11 protein-coding genes and 6 pseudogenes are annotated in these 15,706 nt (G+C 70.3%); 13 read left to right on the top strand and 4 right to left on the bottom strand.

Annotation, left to right across the window (positions count from 1 at the left end; genetic code table 11):
• Positions 1-10 precede the first annotated feature (10 nt).
• Positions 11-1,087 carry a transposase gene (locus POF73_RS13800; protein ID WP_334313603.1) on the top strand — a complete coding sequence of 359 codons (1,077 nt, stop codon included), beginning with the start codon at positions 11-13 and terminating at the stop codon, positions 1,085-1,087.
• 334 nt (positions 1,088-1,421) lie between these two features.
• On the opposite strand, the gene POF73_RS13795 is transcribed toward POF73_RS13800, so the two are convergent.
• Together POF73_RS13795 and POF73_RS13790 are read right to left on the bottom strand one after the other, a co-directional pair.
• A complete protein-coding gene (locus tag POF73_RS13795) occupies positions 1,422-2,018 on the bottom strand; it encodes an NADPH-dependent F420 reductase (RefSeq protein ID WP_272114993.1) in 597 nt (198 codons plus the stop codon).
• Positions 2,019-2,059: 41 nt separating this feature from the next.
• Complete coding sequence (locus POF73_RS13790) at positions 2,060-2,878, bottom strand: 3'(2'),5'-bisphosphate nucleotidase CysQ (RefSeq protein WP_272114992.1); 819 nt, start codon at positions 2,876-2,878, stop codon at positions 2,060-2,062.
• 137 nt (positions 2,879-3,015) lie between these two features.
• Here POF73_RS13790 and POF73_RS13785 point away from each other — a divergent pair, with 137 nt between their 5' ends.
• From POF73_RS13785 to POF73_RS13770, 4 genes and pseudogenes are all read left to right on the top strand, one after another.
• A complete protein-coding gene (locus POF73_RS13785; RefSeq protein WP_272114991.1) occupies positions 3,016-3,921 on the top strand; it encodes a LysR family transcriptional regulator in 906 nt (301 codons plus the stop codon).
• A 703-nt stretch (positions 3,922-4,624) separates the two neighbouring features.
• Positions 4,625-5,227 (top strand): recombinase family protein, encoded by a 603-nt coding sequence (locus POF73_RS13780; protein ID WP_272114990.1) that lies wholly within the window; start codon positions 4,625-4,627, stop codon positions 5,225-5,227.
• 62 nt (positions 5,228-5,289) lie between these two features.
• Complete coding sequence (locus POF73_RS13775) at positions 5,290-6,174, top strand: recombinase family protein (RefSeq protein WP_272114988.1); 885 nt, start codon at positions 5,290-5,292, stop codon at positions 6,172-6,174.
• A gap of 48 nt (positions 6,175-6,222) precedes the next feature.
• A pseudogene (locus POF73_RS13770) lies at positions 6,223-6,458 on the top strand (MFS transporter); the annotation flags it as partial.
• A gap of 178 nt (positions 6,459-6,636) precedes the next feature.
• Here POF73_RS13770 and POF73_RS13765 read toward each other — a convergent pair.
• Positions 6,637-7,548 (bottom strand): LysR family transcriptional regulator, encoded by a 912-nt coding sequence (locus POF73_RS13765; RefSeq protein ID WP_272114987.1) that lies wholly within the window; start codon positions 7,546-7,548, stop codon positions 6,637-6,639.
• A gap of 108 nt (positions 7,549-7,656) precedes the next feature.
• Between POF73_RS13765 and POF73_RS13760 the strand changes: the two genes are divergently transcribed.
• A complete protein-coding gene (locus POF73_RS13760) occupies positions 7,657-8,421 on the top strand; it encodes an alpha/beta fold hydrolase (protein WP_272114986.1) in 765 nt (254 codons plus the stop codon).
• Between the two features lie 18 nt (positions 8,422-8,439).
• Here the strand turns inward: POF73_RS13760 and POF73_RS13755 are convergent.
• A pseudogene (locus POF73_RS13755) lies at positions 8,440-9,559 on the bottom strand (IS630 family transposase).
• 219 nt (positions 9,560-9,778) lie between these two features.
• Between POF73_RS13755 and POF73_RS13750 the strand changes: the two are divergent.
• The 7 genes and pseudogenes from POF73_RS13750 (at position 9,779) to POF73_RS13720 (ending at position 15,612) form a co-directional block, all read left to right on the top strand.
• Positions 9,779-10,759, top strand: coding sequence for a fumarylacetoacetate hydrolase family protein (locus POF73_RS13750; RefSeq protein ID WP_272114985.1), 981 nt, complete (start codon positions 9,779-9,781; stop codon positions 10,757-10,759).
• A complete protein-coding gene (locus POF73_RS13745; RefSeq protein ID WP_272114984.1) occupies positions 10,756-11,718 on the top strand; it encodes a cyclase family protein in 963 nt (320 codons plus the stop codon). Before POF73_RS13750 ends, POF73_RS13745 begins: the two co-directional genes overlap by 4 nt.
• A 384-nt stretch (positions 11,719-12,102) precedes the next feature.
• A pseudogene (locus POF73_RS13740) lies at positions 12,103-13,265 on the top strand (FAD-dependent oxidoreductase).
• A 32-nt stretch (positions 13,266-13,297) separates the two neighbouring features.
• Positions 13,298-13,691, top strand: a pseudogene (locus POF73_RS13735) (amidohydrolase family protein); the annotation flags it as partial.
• Positions 13,685-13,918 (top strand): annotated as a pseudogene (locus POF73_RS13730) (VOC family protein); the annotation flags it as partial. The pseudogenes POF73_RS13735 and POF73_RS13730, both read left to right, overlap by 7 nt.
• A 13-nt stretch (positions 13,919-13,931) precedes the next feature.
• Positions 13,932-14,860 (top strand): annotated as a pseudogene (locus POF73_RS13725) (fumarylacetoacetate hydrolase family protein).
• Positions 14,857-15,612, top strand: a complete 756-nt coding sequence (locus POF73_RS13720; protein WP_272114983.1) for an SDR family NAD(P)-dependent oxidoreductase — start codon at positions 14,857-14,859, stop codon at positions 15,610-15,612. The pseudogene POF73_RS13725 and the gene POF73_RS13720 overlap by 4 nt, the downstream one beginning before the upstream one ends.
• The last annotated feature ends 94 nt before the right edge of the window (positions 15,613-15,706 follow it).

The raw sequence follows: 15,706 nt of genomic DNA, 5'->3' as shown, positions 1-15,706 counted from the left end.
GCACTTCTCCATCCCGACGCTGAACGAGGCGATCGCCGACCTGGTCAACGCGCACGCACGCCTGGACATCTCCCAGGCGTGGGGCGACGGCTCCGCGGTCGCTGCGGACGGTACCCACATGGACACCTACCTCAACAACCTGCTGTCCGAGACCTCGGTGCGGTACGGCAAGCCGGGCGGCATCGCCTACCACCACATCTCGGACACGTACATCGCGCTGTTCACGCACTTCATCCCGTGCGGGGTGTGGGAGGCCGTCTACATCATCGAGGGTCTGCTGAAGAACACCTCCGAGGTGAAGCCGACCACGGTGCACGCGGATACGCAGGGCCAGAGCTTCCCTGTCTTTGCGCTCGCCCACCTGCTGGGCTTCGACCTGATGCCCAGGATCCGGAACTGGAAGGAACTGACCTTCTACCGGCCCACGAAGCAGACGGAGTACGTGCACATCGATGCCCTGTTCGGCGAGCCGGGCCGCAACGTCATCGACTTCGACCTGATCGAGTCCCAGTTCCGGCACCTGATGCGGGTGGCGATCTCCGTACGCGAGGGCGCCATCTCCTCCACGCTGCTGCTGCGTCGCCTGCGCGCGGGCTCACGCAAGAACGCCACCTACACCGCCTTCCGTGAGGTCGGCCGTGTGATCCGTACCGTCCAGCTGCTGCGCTATCTCTCGGATGCCCCACTGCGCCGGCGGGTCACCGCGGCCACGAACAAGGTCGAGGCGTTCAACGGCTTCTCCCAGTGGATCGGCTTCGGCAACGGTGGCGTCATCACCGACAACGACCCCGTCGAGCAGGAGAAGACCGCGAAATTCAACGCTCTGCTCACGAACGCGGTGATCTTCCACAACGCCCTGGACATCGCCGAGCTCGTGCGCCAGCTCCAGGAGGAGGGCCACGTCGTCGACCCCGAGGACCTGGCCCACATCTCGCCGTACCTGACCGAGCACATCCGCCGCTTCGGCGAGTACTCCACCCACGAACTCGGCCTTGAGCCCGAGGCGTACGACCCGCACCTGGACGTCGACTTCAGCCCGCTGCGCGGCGACGGCCCCGGCGCGGACGGCTACGGCCAGGCAGCCTGACCATCGATGCCAGGTCACTACTTCAGCGGCAGCGTGATGCCGTCCGGCGCCAGCGCCATGCACACGCACCCGCACCCGCACCCGCACTTGGATCGGCACTTGGATCGGCGAGTGTGAGGCCGGTGCCGGCGGCCGCCGCGGGCATCGGCGGGCAGATTCGCGACCAGCTCCGCAAGCGCGTCCGCCGTGAGATGGGCCGATTCCTCGGTGCGAGGCCCACGGCCCCGGGAAGGGTGGCCACGGGTCGCCGTCCGGCGCTGAATCGCTGGCCCTGGCTGCGCTGTCGTATCCGTTCTGGATGTGGGCCCGCCGGGGGCGGTGCACTGTGTGCGGATCAGCGGGCGATCGAGATCGCGAAGGGCGCGAATCCGCTGGACCGAATCACGTGCGGTACGAACAGTATCGCGGCCTCCGTGGCGCGGGCGGTCTGGATCCCGCCGAGATCAGTGATCCACTCCTTGCGCCAGCCGAGGTTGATGAGCAGTTCACGGACGGTCTGCTTGGCCTGCGGGTCCTCGCCGGAGAGGAAGGCATCGGGCGCCTGGGTGAGCGTGGCTGGCGCGGTCATCACCGGGAAGAGCATGGTGTTGAGTGTCTTGACGACGTGCGTTTCGGGGAGCGCTTCCTGGAGTTGCTCGGCGAGGCTTGAGCCGGGGTAGATCAGGTCGGCGGGCAGTCCGTCCGGTCCGTCGACGGTGGCGTTGGAAACGTCGACGAGGATCTTGTCGCGCAGTTCCTCGCGCAGGGCGACGAGCCGGTCCAGCGAGCCGGCACCCGGGGTGGCGTTGATGACGATCTGGGCTGTCCGGACAGCGTCGGCGGCGGCGCCCGGCGCGCGGTCCGCCACGGTCACCTCATGCCCTGCCCGGGTGAGGGCTGTGGCCAGGTTGCCGCCGACGCGGCCGTTTCCGAGAACTGCGATCGTGGTCATGATGATCTGGTCCTTCCGTGCGTGCAGGTTGTGGTGCGCGGTCAGCGTGAGAGCGTGGCGACGGCCTCGGCGTGGACGCCGGGCGCGGCGGCCAGGAAGCTCTCGCTCTGCGGGGTCCAGGGGCGGCCCTCGGCGTCGGAGATCTGTCCGCCGGCCTCGGTGACGAGCAGCGCCCCGGGCAGCAGGTCCGCGCGGGCGCCGGCGAACTGCCAGAAGGCGTCGATCCGGCTGGCGGCCACGTTCAGCAGGTGCAGGGTCGCGGGCACGGCGGTGCGGACGACGAGCGCGTCGAAGAGCATCGCGGTGATCGAGGAGCCGACGCGCCGCACGACCTTCTCGTCCTCGTCCGGCCGGGCCTGGCTGGTGGCCACGATGCTCAGGCCGAGGTCCGCGGTCTGCGAGACGTGCAGCGGCCGGCCGTCGAGGTGGGCGCCCGCGCCGGTGAGCGCGGTGTAGGTCTCGCCGGTCAACGGCAGGTGGACCGCGGTGAGTACCGGCTGGTTCTCACGCACGAGGGTGGCGGTCACCGCCCACTCCGGCAGGGCGTGCAGGTGGTTGACGTTGCCTTCGGCCGGATCCACGACCCACCATTCGCCGGGCGGCAGCGCCCCGCCGTCCAGTTCGTCCTCCACCCAGCCGGCGTCCGGGCGCAGGCGCGTGAGGCGGGGGCGCAGGATATCGAGGGCCGTGTCGTCGTTGGCGGCGAGCGCGCGCATCAGCTCTTCGCGGGTCTGGTAGCGGACCACCTCGCCGAAGCGCTCGCGCAGCGCCGAACCGGCCGCGCGCACGGCGATCGCGGTCTGGCCGAGCAGGTCGGCGTCGGAGGCGGCGACGTCAGTGGTCTGAAGCGTTTCGGACATGGCGGTACTCCCGTGTGAGGAGGGGTGATGAGGCGGGTCGGGCCAAGCTGTGTGTTCCGTCTTGCGCTCTCGTCTCGAAGGTATCCAGCCCTTTAATTAACTTCAAATGCATGTCAAGCACGGCTAGGATTACTCACATGCAATTGGATTTGAACCTGCTCGCCGCGCTCGACGCGCTGCTGGAGGAGGGAAGTGTGGCCGGGGCGGCCGCGCGCCTGCACGTCACCGCCCCCGCGATGAGCCGGAGTCTGGGCCGAATCCGGCGCACGACCGGGGATCAGATCCTGGTGCGCACCGGCCGCACGATGACCCCGACGCCGTATGCGATCGCCGTCCGGGAACAGGTGCACGAGCTGCTGCACCAGGTCCAGGGGGTGCTGGCACCGAGCCGTGAACTCGATCTGGCAACGTTGGAGCGCACTTTCACACTCCGCTGGCACGATTCCCTGGTCGCCTTGAGCGGCCCCGCACTGCTCGCGGCCGTGCGCGGACAGGCGCCGGGCGTGCGATTGCGCTTCCTCGCGGAATCGAGCATCGACACCCCCGAGTTGCGGCGCGGCGAGGTCGACCTGGAGGCGAACGCCAACCGCCCGAGCGCACCGGACATCCGTGCCGAGAACGTGGGCGAGACCCGCCTCGTCATCGTCGTGAGGCAGGGGCACCCCCTCACCCGCGTCAGGACGGTCACCGCAAAGCGGTACGCCGCCGCTGAGCACGTCACCGTCTCGCGACGTGGAAACCTCAGCAATGCCCTCGACGACGCCCTCGCGCGGCTCGGCCTCACCCGCCGCGTGGTGGCGACCGCGCCCACGGAAGCGGCCGCGCTGGAGTTCGCGCGCGGCTCCGATCTCCTGATCAGCGTCCCCGAAGCCACCACGCGGTCAGCGGTCGCCGACCTCGGCCTGGTCGTGCTCCCCCTCCCGCTCGAACTGCCGTCGGCACCGATATACCTGTCGTGGCATCAGCGCTACGACACCGACCACGCCCACGCCTGGCTGCGCGGGCTGGCGCGAACCGCGCTGGCCATGTGCGGGGCGTCGTAGTCGGCGCCGTCCGGCCGCTTCACTCATACGTCCACGCGACCACCTTGATGCCGCGCGGCCGGCCGCTGTGCGGACCCGCATCAGATCACCAGCCCCCGGCGGTAGGCGTACACGACCAACGTGAACGCGGTCGCGAAGCCCGAGTTTGCCGCGAATGCAGGACACGAACGTCTTGACGGTCTCCTGGCTGCCTCCACCCCAATACTGCTGGCCCGCTCCCGCCACGCCTCCGTCCGCTCCCTGGAGCGGTACGCACGCCCCAGCGTCGGCGCGGTCGCTCGGCACGTCGCCGAACGCGGCGGCGATCTGCTTGAACGTCAGCAGCGGCTTGTCCGTGCGGGTGCTGGCCGTGGGGCGGCCAGACCGACGCCTGCGGCTCACGATCGCGGATCTGTGGGAGGGCGTCGGCGTGGCCCTCGGAGATCTGGGCGAGCAGTTGGTGGGTCCTAGTCCATCACGTATCTCAGTGCCAACGGCTGTACCGATGCCCCGAGGCCGATTTCATCCAGCAGGGAGAGGGTGGGCAGGCCGCCGGTCAGGCTCAACCTGACACTACCGGTCCACGGTCCCGCCGCAGTCGTCTGTCGGCAAACGAACGTCTGCCGACACTCAAGTTGGCGATCACGAACCCGCAGGTGGGCAGTGTCGGCAACTCGCGTCGGAAATCAACGTCGGAGAACGGGCCTTCGGATAGTTTCCGACGATGCTCATTGGCTACTGCCGCACATCGACGGCCGACCAGAACCCCGATCATCAGATCGACGCACTACTCCGCCATGGCGTCGGCCGCGACAGCATCCACGTCGACGTCGCCAGCGGCGCGAAGGCGTCCCGCCCGAAGCTCGATCTCGTCATGCAGCTGCTGCGCGAGGGCGACACGCTGAAGGTGACCCGGCTCGACCGGCTCTCCCGCTCCGTGCTGCACCTGGTGACCCTCGGCGCCGAGCTGCGCGAGCGCGGCATCGGTCTGCACGTCATCGAGCAGGGCATCGACACCGCCACCATGGAGGGGCGGGCGATGTTCGGGATGCTGTCCGTACTGGCAGAGCTCCAGCGCGAACTGATCGTGGCGAACACGAACGACGGGCTGGCCTCCGCGCGGGCCCGGGGGCGGGTCGGCGGGCGTCGGCCGAAGCTCACCGAGGACCAGGCCGCGCTCGCCCAACGGCTCTACGACGAGCGGGAGAAAACCGTCCAGCAGATCGCCGACATGTTCGGAGTCCCGCGGTCCACGGTGTACGGGCACCTCGACAAGACCAGGACCGTGCCTCGCCAGCCGAAGAAGACCGCAGTCACGAAGCCCTAAAAACTACCGGAGGGTTACTTGTTCCCTGGTGTCCGGGCTAGGACTCCGGGGCCTACAAGCGGGTGTCGACCGACCAGCAGTCGACCGATCGTCAGAACCTCGTCCTCGCCGAGGCCGACATCGAGCAGCCGGTCACGTTCGAGGAGGAAGGCGGCACCTCCAGCCGCCTCCATCCTCTTGAGCGCCCGAAGTTCGGCGAGCTGCTCACTCACGCGCGGCAGGGCGACGCCGTCCACATCTCCGAGATGTTCCGCCTCGTGCGCGGCACCCAGCACATCCTCGACGTGCTCGACGTCCTCCACCGCGACCGCCTCGCCCTGCGCATCCACGACGGCGCGTTCTCCGCCAAGGACCTCACCGCCCGCCACCCGCGCACCGGCGAGCTGCTGTCCACCGTGAAGTTCATGGTCCAGACCCTCGCCACCGCCGGCGAACTCCAGCGCGACCTCCAGCGTGAGTTGACCTACGACGGACTGCGGGCCGCCGAGGCCAAGGGCAACAAGGGCGGCCGCCGACCCGCCATCCCGGCCGCGAAGACCGACACCGTCCGCGCCGCGTACCTGGAAGGCCGCTCCATCGCCGCCCTCGCCCGCGACCACGACGTCAGCCGCGGCGCCATCCGTACCGCCGTCGCCGACCTCCTGCCCGAGTACACAGCCGCCGACCCGGGCGCCTCGGCCCCGGAACTGCCGGTCGTCCTCGACATGCCGGGCAAGGTCGCCGACTTCCTCCGCAACACCGACCTGGAGCCCGCCGAGCGCGCCGTCCTCGACCAGGGCGTGACCGTGCGGCGCGGCCAGGGCTACACCCTGCGCGTCACCGCCGTGCCTGCGATCCACCGCCGACTCCTCGACCGCTGCCAGCTGCTCGACGGCGCCTCGGCGATCCCGGCACAGCGCAAGGCCCGCCGCGAATACGCGAACCGCGTCGACGCCCTCGATCAGTAACCAAGATCATCCCGTGGCGGGTTTGTGGCATATCTGGGTCATGCCCCCCGGCTGGCCTTCGAGGATCGTGGCCGCGGGACGGGGCTGTGGATGGCGGCCTTCTTCGGGGGCGAGTTCGTCTGCCCGCTGGTGCTGATCGCGGTGGAGGCGGGGGTGGGATCGCTGGCCGGTGCGGTGGGGTGCTGGGGCTGGTGGCGGCCCTGGTTGCGGCGGGGCTGTGGGTGGCAGCCCGGCGGCGGGCCGGGACGGTCGATCCACGGCCACTGCCGGAGCAACTGGGCTGAAGCGATTGGTCTGAAGCAATCGGGCTGAAGCAATCGTCCGACGGCTCCGTCAACGCCCAGGGGCGCGGGGCTGTGATCGATATGCGGCTCCGCCGCGTTGACGCGACCAGCCACGACGCACCCCGCACCCCGCACCCGAACGACACCCCCTCGCGGCGCTCACCTGGGTCACCGAAGGTCATCCCTCCTCCAGCAACGTCGCCCCCACCTCCGCCGCCTTCTGCCGCAGCCAGATGTGCGCCGCGTCCTGCGCATGCACCGGATGCCACCACAGCGCCACCTGCACCGGTACGGCCTCGAAAGGACAGGGCAGTACCCGCACCGCCGCCGACCGCACCGCCCTGCGGGCCAGCCGCTCCTGGATCATCGCGACCCGGCGCGTGCCCTCGACCATGTGCGGCAGCAGTGGGAAGGTCTGGACGGACACCTCCACGTGCGGGCTGATGCCGAGCATGCTCAGCTGGCGGGCGGCCGGCGCGTCGTAGGGCCGTTGGTAGACGGCCCACGGCAGCCGGGCCAGATGGTCGAGGGTGAGTGCCTCGCCGACCTCGGGGTGGTCGTCGGCGACCATGCACAGCCATCGGTCCTGGTAGAGGTCGACCGCGGGGAAGCCGTCGATGACGCCGTGCGGCATCAGCAGTCCGTCGACCGTGCTCAGCAGCGCGGCCGTGTTCTCCTCGACGGACGGCGCCGGATGCTGGAAGGCGAGCCGGATGCCGGGCGCCTCGTGGTGGACGGCGTGGGCCAGCGCGGCGCCGAACACGGCCGCGCCGTAGTCGGAGGCGAGCAGGGTGAACTCGCGGGACTCGGCGGCCGGGTCGAAGTCGGCCTGGCTGGAGAACACCCGCTCCAGCAGGTCGCAGGCGGTGGCGCTGCGGTCCCGCAACGCGACGCCGAGCGGCGTCAGTTCGTAGGAGTTGCCGCTGCGGGCGAGCAACTCGTCGTCGAAATGGCGGCGCAGCCGGGACAGTGCCGCGCTCATCGCCGGCTGGCTGAGTCCGACGCGCTCGCCGGCCCGGGTGACGTTGCGCTCCTCCAGCAGGGCGCGCAGGGCTACGACCAGGTTGAGGTCGAGTCTGGACAGGTTCACCGGGCACCACCTAGTGCTGTGACCGGAAACGATCACCGGGGTGGTGGGTGAGTCAGGCGTTGATGTTTTGGGAGGTGCTTCGGACAGCTGCTGCGTAGGGTCTGCCGAATGACGCTCTCTCATGATGTGGCCGGAGACGGTCCTGTGGTTGTGTTGTTGCATTCCGGGGTGTGTGACCGACGGATGTGGGATGCACAGTGGCAGACCTTGATCGATGCCGGTTACCGGCTGGTGCGCTGTGATCTTCGGGGCTTCGGCGGAACTCCTGCTCCGGACCGGCCTCACAGCGATGCCGAGGACGTGCTGGAGCTCCTGAATGGTCTTGGGATCGCGCAGGCGGTACTGGTGGGATCCTCGTACGGCGGGGAGGTTGCCCTGGAGATCGCTGCGCGTTGGCCGGACCGGGTGAGTGCCATGGTGTTGCTCTGTTCTGCCCTTCCCGGGCATGAGCCTTCCCTCGAACTGGGTGTGCTCGGTGAGCGCGAGGAGGCGCTGCTCGAAGCGGGGGACATCGCCGGTGCGACGGAACTGATGGTTGATACCTGGCTGGGCCCGGACGCCGACGACACCGCCCGCGAAGCGGTACGCCAGATGCAACGGCACGCCTTTGAGGTGCAATTGGCCGCCGCTGAAGAGTTCGAGCCGCTCGAGGCCCACATTGATCTGACAGCGATCGTGGCTCGTTGCCTCGCCGTGTCGGGCAGGCATGATGTAGCGGACTTCCGACAGATCGCTGCCCGCCTGCCGGATCTGCTCGCGAACGCCCACCATGTTGAACTGCCGTGGGCAGGTCACCTTCCCAGTCTGGAGCGGCCGTCTGACGTCGCCGATCTATTGATCGAATTTCTGCGACAGGCAGTGCCTGTCGATTGAGCCCCCGGGCATGTCCTGTCACTCAGCGTTGGCGAGTGGTCGTCCACCCCAGCGGATGCCCTTCTCGCTGCGGACGCGGGCGCGTTCGCGTCGTTGGGCGGCCAGCACGTCGGGGTGGCGGGCGTTCTGGTTGCGCCAGCGCAGATAGCGGTGCAACTCCGCAGTCTGGACGGTGTGGTTGGGGTGGTTCGAGTTGGCGAGGGTGAACTGCCGCAGCGGCCCGAAGTGAGCCTCGATCGGGTTCGCCCAGGACGCATTCGTCGGCGTGAAGCACAACTCGACCTTGTTCCTGGCCGCCCAACGCAGGATGCGCACGTTCCTGTGGGCGGACAGGTTGTCCAGGATCACGTCGATCGGGGCGCCGTCGGGACGCGCTGCCCGGATGCTCTTGAGCGCGGCCCAGGTCGGCGCGATGCCCTTGCGGCGCCGGTTGACGCCCCACAGAGTGTCATCACCGACCGAGTAACAGCCGTGGAAGTACGTGACCCCGTGGGTGCGGTGGAAAGTCGCCGGCAACCGGTCGGGCCGGCCCTTCCTCGCCCAGCAGGACCCGGCGGTGGGGCGGATGCCGAGCGGCCCGAACTCGTCGAAGGCGAAGGTGCGGTCGGGCCGCTCGGTCAGCGCGTACTCGATCCGGTCCAGCTTGGCGTCGAAGTCCGCGTCGCTGGATTCCTTCCAGGTCTTGGTCCGCTGGAACGTCACCCCGCGGCGCGCGAGCAGGCAGCGCAGGGCCTCGCGGCCAATGCGTATGGGACGGGCGACGTTACGCCGCAGATGATCCGCGAGTTTCCGGAGCGACCAGCGAGTGAAGGGCTTACCGAGCTTGGTGGGGCGGGTGGTGGCCGTCTCGATGACGAACTCCTCGTCGTCATCGCTGAGCAGGCGGGGACGGCCTCCCGCCCACCGAGGGTCCGGCAGGCCAGCCCGACCTCGTTGAAGCGATGGATGATGTCACGGACGGTGTCCTCGTCCGCCTGCACCAATTCGCGATCACCGGCACGGTGTTCCCGCCCGCCGAAGCCAGCACCATCATCGCCCGCCGGAACCGCACCGTGCTGGTACTGCCCCGCCGCACGATCCGCTGGAGCTTCTGCCCCTCCTGCTCGGTCAGCCTGCGGACCCTGACCGGCCCTGCCATCGAGCCTCCTCACACCGATCGGACGTGTCGTCACATCCAACCGGCGCAAGGCCAGTCAGCACCACCCCTGTGATCGTTTCCGGTCAGAGCACTAGCGAGCGAAGGCCATCCATGTCAGTGAAGGCCATCCATGTCGTGGATCTGGCACTTCACAAGATTGATTTCCGTGATCTGGCGATCGAGGCCAGAGTAGACCGCGACCCAGCAGGAGGAAATCTCATGGCCACGCTCGTGCAGCCTGCCGGCCCGTTCGCACTCGGCACGTTCTCCGCCCCTGACGGGGAGCCGTTCCCCGGTCTCCTGGCCGGCGGCCGGGTGCTCGACCTGAGCCGGGCCCTGGACCCGGCGCCGTCCGACATGCGTGCCGTACTGGAACGGTGGGCGGAGACGCTCCCCCGGCTGCGCGTCCTGGCGGACGACGACGACCGGGAGTGGCGGGCGCTGGAAGGGCTGCGGGTGCACGCTCCCGTCGAGCCCCGGCAGATCTTCCAGTCCGGTGCCAACTACCGGCAGCATGTGATCGACCTGGAGGTCGCCCACCGCTCCCCCGACGACCCGCGCACGGTCGAGGAGGCGCGGGCCGAGATCGCCGCGGTCATGGACCGGCGGGCGGCCGAGGACCTGCCGTATGTGTTCATCGGTCTGCCGAGCACGATCGCGGGGCCGTACGACGATGTCGTCCTGCCGTCCTGGGCCGAACAGCCGGACTGGGAGCTGGAGTTGGCGGCCGTGATGGCCAGGCCCGCGCACCGGGTATCCGTCGAGGAGGCCCTGGAGTACGTCGCCGGGTACACGATCGCCAACGACCTCACCGACCGCGCCACCGTGTTCCGCCGGGACATGAAGGCCATCGGCACCGACTGGCTGCGCTGCAAGAACGCCCCGGGCTTCACCCCGTTGGCGCCGTGGCTGGTGCCGGCCGAGTCGGTCGCCGATCCCGGTGATCTGCGGGTCACCCTGAAGCTGAACGGCGACACCATGCAGGACGAGTCCACCAAGGACATGCTCTTCGGCATCGCGCGGCTGGTGTCGTACATCTCGCAGTCGGCTCAACTCCTGCCCGGTGACCTCGTGTTGACCGGCAGCCCGGCGGGCAACGGCATCCACTGGGGTCGGCTGCTGCGCGACGGCGACGTGCTGGAGGGCTCGATCACGGGGCTGGGCGTACAGCGCACGCGCTGCGTCGAGGAGGCGTCATGAGCCTGGACCGGCACGACCCCGAAGGCGCGATCGCCGAGGCCGCCAAGGCGTACTCCAACTGGGGGCGCTGGGGCGAGGACGACGTGCTCGGCACGCTCAACTTCCTCGACGAGGCCAAGCGGCGGGAGGGCGCCGCGCTGGTGCGGCGGGGCGTGAGCTTCTCGCTGTCGCAGCGGTTCGAGATGAACGGGCCGCAGAAGGGCTGGCGTCGGCGGACCAACCCCGTCCACACCATGCTCGACACCGGCACCGACGCGGCGCTGGGCAACCAGGGCTTCCCGCACGGCATCGGCGGCGCCGACGACGTCATCGCGATGCCGCTGCAGTGCTCCACCCAGTGGGACGGGCTCGGCCACATCTTCGACCACGGCAAGGCCTGGAACGGGCGCCCGGCGGAGAAGGTGGTCACCTCCGACGGCGACCTCGTCACCGGCATCGAGCACATGGCGCCGTACGTCGCCGGGCGCGGTGTCCTGCTGGACGTGGGCCGGGTGGCCGGCGCCGACGGTGAGCTGCCGGACGGGTTCGCGATCACCGAGGAGCACCTCGCGCAGGCCGCGCAGGCCCACGGCGTGAGCGTCGGGCGCGGTGACATCGTCCTGGTCCGCACCGGCCGGCTCGCCCGGGTCGGGCGCGACGGCTGGGGCGACTACGCGGGCGGGCCCGCGCCGGGGCTGTCGTTCACCACGGCGGGCTGGCTGCACCGTACCGAGATCGCCGCCATCGCCACCGACACCTGGGGCTTCGAGGTTCGGCCGAACGAGTTCGACGACGCCTTCCAGCCGTTGCACCAGGTCGTCATCCCCAACATGGGACTGCTCATCGGCGAGATGTGGGACCTGGAGTCGCTGGCCGAGGACTGCGTCGCGGACGGGGTGTACGAGTTCTGGCTGACCGCCGCTCCGCTGCCCGTCACCGGGGCCGTCGGCTCCCCCGTCAACCCGATCGCCGTCAAGTAGATCGCTGTCGAGCAGATCGCTGTCGAGCAGATCGCCGTCACGTGGGGTCCGCAGCCCGCGGGCTGCGCGGACAGGCCCCGCGGCCCGCGCGGACACCGTCCCGCAGCCTGCCGGCTGTGTCCCCTTCCGGCCCACCCCAGCGATGTGTCCGGCCCCCTGGCCACCCGTCAGTCCGCTCACTGCCGGGTGGCCCCTCACACCACCGACTTCGAGTATCCGCCGGAACCGTCCGGCCCGCACTCGGAGCGTCCCGCCCGCACCCATGCGGGCGAACCACCGCCCGTACGAACACCGCCGCACCCCCATCCCCACGCCCCCCATCCCCACGCCCCGCACCCCCGGCCGCCCGCTGCCGCGCGGCCCAACCCCGGGAGGGACCCCGACATGACCGACAGCCGCACCCTCCCCCAGCCTCCGGCCGGGGGTACGCCCACCGTCCTCGTCATCGGCGGGGGCGCCTCCGGCAACGCCGTCACCGTCCTGCTGCGCCGCGCCGGCATCACCGTCGACCTGATCGAGGCCAGACCCGACTGGAACGCCACGACCGGCTCCGGCATCACCTTCAGGGCAACGCCCTGCGGGTCCTGCGCGAACTGGGGGTGTGGGAGGAGACGGCCGCCTCCGGTTGTGCCTTCGGTTCGCTGGGCGTGACCGCTCCGGACGGCACCGTGCTGTTCGTCGCCGAGGACATCCGGACAGGTGGTCCCGACCTGCCCGCCACCCTGGGCATGCAGCGCCCCCGGTTGCAGCAGATCCTCATCGCCGCGGTCCGCGCCTCCGGCGCCCGGGTTCGGCTCGGCACCACGGCCGAGTCGCTGGACCAGGACGCCGACGGTGTCTCGGTGCGTTTCAGCGACGGCGTCGAGAGCCGCTACGACCTGGTGATCGCCGCCGACGGCCTGAACTCCGCCACCAGCGCCGCGATCGGCATCACCGCGAAACCCGAGCCCACCGGCATGGCCATCTGGCGCATCGCCGCCCCACGCCCCCACGGCGTGACCCGCACCGACCTCGCCTACGGCGGCCCCGCCTACATCGCCGGGTACACCCCCACCAGCGACAACACCATCTATGCGTACGTCGTGGAGGCGTGCCGGGACCGCGCATCCATCGACCCGGCCGCCTACGCCGACGAGATGCGCCGCCTCGCGCGCGGCTACGGCGGGGCCTGGCCGGAGATCACCGAGCACATCACCGACCCGGCGAAGGTCAACTACACCTGGTTCGACCACCTGCTGGTCGAGGACTCCTGGCACCGGGGCCGCGTCGTGCTGATCGGCGACGCCGCCCACTGCTGCCCGCCCACCCTGGCCCAGGGCGCGGCGATGTCCCTGGAGGACGCCCTCGTCCTCGCCGAGCTGCTCACCAGCGGACGGGACTGGGACGACGAACTGCTCCAGGCGTACTACGACCGCCGGGTCCCGCGGGTGCGCAGGGTCGTCGAGGCGTCGGTGCAGATCGGCCAGTGGCAGCTGGACCGCGTACGCGACGCCGATGTCGCGGGGCTGGTCGGCAGCACGTTGAACGCCCTCAAGGAGCGTCCGTGACACAGCACGTGCCCGAGCAGGCGACCGAGCCCCTGCCGACTCCGACGATCGACGTCCACGCCCACCTCCTGCTCCCGGAGATCGAGGAGGCCGTCGCCGGTCACCCTGGCCTCGCCGAGGCCCGTGACCTCGACGCCCGTCGCAACGGTCCGGCGGCCCTCGCCGTGAACGGCCCCATGGTGGGCGCTCGGGTGCCGAGGCTGACGGACGTCGCCGTGCGTCTGGCGGCGATGGACGAGGCGGGCGTGGACGTGCAGCTGGTGAGCCCTTCGCCGGGCCATTACCACTACTGGGCCGGCACCCGACTGGCGAACAGGATCTGCCGGTTGGCGAACGAGGGCACCGCCGCACACTGCGCCAAGGCCCCCGACCGGCTGCACGGCCTCGGCTTGGTCCCCCTCCAGCACCCCGACCTCGCGCACATGGCCGGGGACAACACCTTCACGTACTTCCTCGACCCGCACGGCAACACCGTCGAGTACACCACCGAGCTTGAGGAGCTCGACGAGGACACCTGGCACCCGCACGTCTACGACTTCTCCCGGCCCGAGGCCACCGACCAGTGGGGCACGGCGAACCCGATGAACGAGCTGGTCGCCAAGGAGTCGTTCAACGACGTCGACCGCGGCGTGTTCGTCGCCCCGCCGGTGTAAGGGGCGCCGACCCTTGCGCATCGCCACTTACCGGTACGAGGGACACCGTCAGTGCGGAGTCGTGGAGGGCGCCGTCGTACGGGCTCTGCCGGACGGCACCTCCCCCCTGCACGCCGTCGGCACCCGCCCCGTGGGGGACGCCGTCCCGCTGTCGGACGTACGCCTGCTGCCGCCGCTGGAGCCGCCGACCGTGCGGGACTTCGTCACCTTCGAGGAGCATGTGGAGGGCGTACGCCGCTCCATAGACGGGGCGGCGGGAGTGCCGGAGCGCTGGTACGCGGCCCCGACCTTCTACTTCACCAACCCCTACGCGGTGTACGGCCCGCACGACGACATCCCGATGCCGCCGGGGTCGGCCGTGCTCGACTTCGAGCTGGAGGTGGCCGCCGTCATCGGCCGGGAGGGCCGCGACCTCACGCCCGAGCAGGCCCTCGACCACATCGTCGGCTACACGATCCTCAACGACTGGTCCGCCCGTGACCTCCAGTCGGCGGAGATGCGGGTGGGCCTGGGCCCGTGCAAGGGCAAGGACACCGCCACCACCCTCGGCCCGTACCTCGTCACCGCGGACGAGCTGGAGCCGTACCGGGACGCCGACGGTTTCCTGCGGCTGGCGCTCACGGCCGCGGTGAACGGCGAGGTGGTCGGCACGGACCTGCTGTCCAACATGAGCTGGACCTTCGAGGAGATGGCCACCTACGCCTCGCGCGGGACCTGGGTGCGTCCCGGGGACGTCCTCGGCTCCGGCACCTGCGGCAACGGCGGATGTCTGGCCGAGCTGTGGGGGGGGTGCGCGGCCGACAGGAGCCTCCGCCGCTGAAGCCGGGTGACACCGTCACGCTCACCGTGGAGGGCATCGGTTCCGTGTCCAACACGGTGGTTGCGGGGGCGGATCCGGTGCCGCTGCCGACGGGCCGACGGCGCGGCCGGGAGCGGCCGTGAGCGTGCCGCGCCCCGAGAGGCTGCTGGGCAAGGTCGTGGTCGTCACGGGTGCGGCTCACGGGCAGGGCGCCGCGGAGGCCGAGGCGCTGGCCCGCGAGGGCGCCCGGGTGATCGCCACCGACGTGACGCAGGCACCCGGCTGCCGTCGCCTCGACGTCACCAGCGACCAGGAGTGGGCCGAACTCGCCGCCGGGCTACGGGAGTCGTACGGCCAAGTCCACGACCTGGTCAACAACGCCGGCGTCACCTGGCGGGCCCGTCTCGGCGAAGTACGCCCGGAGGACTTCGACCGTGTCCACGCGGTCAACGTCACCGGCCCGCTGCTCGGCATCCAGCATCTCGCGCCGCTGATGCCGCCGGGTGCATCCATCGTCAACGTGGGTTCAACGGCCGCGCTCACCGGCCACTACCCGGTCGCCTACACGGCGAGCAAGTGGGCGTTGCGGGGCCTGTCGAGGGCGGCGGCGCTGGAGCTCGGCCCGCGTGGCATCCGCGTCAACACGATCCACCCCGGCTACATCGAGACGGACATGACCGCCTCCGCGGCCCCCGCCTTCCGCGAGGCCAACATCCGCGAGACGCCGCTCGGCCGCACCGGAACCGTGGACGAGATCACCCCGCTGGTGGCGTTCCTGCTCTCCGCCGAGGCGTCCTTCATCACCGGCGCCGAGATCCCGGTGGACGGAGGCCTCACCGCACACGGCGGCGTCAAGTCCCTGTCGGACGCGTTGCGCAACCCGGGCCCGTTGTGACCAGGGGCGGTGCAGTCGACCTCAAGGGGCGCGGGGAACTGCGCGAGCAACCACCCACATCCCGCACCCGCACCCGCACCCGCACAACCAGCCC

This window comes from Streptomyces sp. HD (genome assembly GCF_028369295.1).
In the GTDB taxonomy this organism is placed as follows: Bacteria; Actinomycetota; Actinomycetes; order Streptomycetales; family Streptomycetaceae; genus Streptomyces.
The sequence above is the reverse complement of the archived record's forward strand: the minus strand, read 5'-3'. Positions and strand labels throughout refer to the sequence as shown.

Coding starts and splice junctions, on each gene's coding strand:
- POF73_RS13790 (WP_272114992.1), bottom strand. CDS start 2,878: ATGTCCGAAACGCTTCAGACCACTGACGTCGCCGCCTCCGACGCCGAC.
- POF73_RS13745 (WP_272114984.1), top strand. CDS start 10,756: ATGAGCCTGGACCGGCACGACCCCGAAGGCGCGATCGCCGAGGCCGCC.
- POF73_RS13750 (WP_272114985.1), top strand. CDS start 9,779: ATGGCCACGCTCGTGCAGCCTGCCGGCCCGTTCGCACTCGGCACGTTC.
- POF73_RS13795 (WP_272114993.1), bottom strand. CDS start 2,018: ATGACCACGATCGCAGTTCTCGGAAACGGCCGCGTCGGCGGCAACCTG.
- POF73_RS13780 (WP_272114990.1), top strand. CDS start 4,625: ATGCTCATTGGCTACTGCCGCACATCGACGGCCGACCAGAACCCCGAT.
- POF73_RS13760 (WP_272114986.1), top strand. CDS start 7,657: ATGACGCTCTCTCATGATGTGGCCGGAGACGGTCCTGTGGTTGTGTTG.
- POF73_RS13785 (WP_272114991.1), top strand. CDS start 3,016: ATGCAATTGGATTTGAACCTGCTCGCCGCGCTCGACGCGCTGCTGGAG.